General features: G+C 53.8%; 1 rRNA gene. It reads right to left on the reverse strand.

The window, feature by feature from the left end:
• Positions 1–1,443 (reverse strand): 23S ribosomal RNA (locus tag E6C55_RS33150); the annotation flags it as partial.

Here is a 1,443-nt window from a genome sequence, read left to right on the forward strand (position 1 = left end):
CGTCGATGTGGACTCTTGGGGGAGATAAGCCTGTTATCCCCAGGGTAGCTTTTATCCGTTGAGCGATGGCCCTTCCATTCGGTACCACCGGATCACTAAGCCCGAGTTTCCTCCCTGCTCGACTTGTAGGTCTCGCAGTCAAGCTCCCTTATGCCTTTGCACTCTTCGAATGATTTCCAACCATTCTGAGGGAACCTTTGGGCGCCTCCGTTACGCTTTAGGAGGCGACCGCCCCAGTCAAACTGTCCGCCTGACACGGTCCCTTCACCGGTTTCACGGTGACAGGTTAGAACTCCGATACGATCAGGGTGGTATCCCAACGTCGCCTCCACCGAAGCTGGCGCTCCGGCTTCTCAGGCTCCCACCTATCCTGTACAGACCGTACCAAAGTTCAATATCAAGCTACAGTAAAGCTCCATGGGGTCTTTCCGTCACGTCGCGGGTAACCTGCATCTTCACAGGTACTAAAATTTCACCGGATCTCTCGTTGAGACAGCGCCCAAGTCGTTACGCCATTCGTGCGGGTCAGAATTTACCTGACAAGGAATTTCGCTACCTTAGGACCGTTATAGTTACGGCCGCCGTTTACTGGGGCTTCAATTCACAGCTTCGGGTCACCCCTAACCGCTCCTCTTAACCTTCCAGCACCGGGCAGGCGTCAGCCCGTATACTTCGCCTTACGGCTTCGCACAGACCTGTGTTTTTGCTAAACAGTCGCTTGGGCCTATTCACTGCGGCCCCCTCGGGCTATTCACCCTACCGAGGCACCCCTTCTCCCGAAGTTACGGGGTCATTTTGCCGAGTTCCTTAACGAGAGTTCTTCCGCGCGCCTTAGAATTCTCTTCTCGCCTACCTGTGTCGGTTTGCGGTACGGGCACCATCACCTGGCTAGAGGCTTTTCTCGGCAGCGTGAGCACGGAACCTTCGGTACTGTGATTTTCCCTCCCCATCACAGCTTGAGGTTACAGTGTGCGGATTTGCCTACACACCCCTCTTACTGCTTGGACAGACTATTCCATCAGCTCGCGTTCTTGCCCTCCTGCGTCCCCCCATTGCTCATAACGGCTTACGGTGGTACAGGAATTTCAACCTGTTGTCCTTCGACTACGCCTTTCGGCCTCGCCTTAGGTCCCGACTTACCCTGAGCGGACGAACCTTCCTCAGGAACCCTTAGGCTTTCGGCGGACAAGATTCTCACTTGTCTTTTCGTTACTCATACCGGCATTCTCACTTCTGTGAAGTCCACTAGTCCTCTCGGTCTAACTTCAACCCTCACAGAACGCTCCCCTACCCAAGTATTTCTGAAAGAAATACGTTGCCATAGCTTCGGTGGTGTGTTTAGCCCCGTTACATTTTCGGCGCAGAGTCACTCGACCAGTGAGCTATTACGCACTCTTTAAATGGTGGCTGCTTCTAAGCCAACATCCTGGTTGTCTTCGCAAC

The sequence above is a fragment of the Cohnella fermenti genome, assembly GCF_004801405.1.
Taxonomy (GTDB): domain Bacteria; phylum Bacillota; class Bacilli; order Paenibacillales; family Paenibacillaceae; genus Cohnella; species Cohnella fermenti.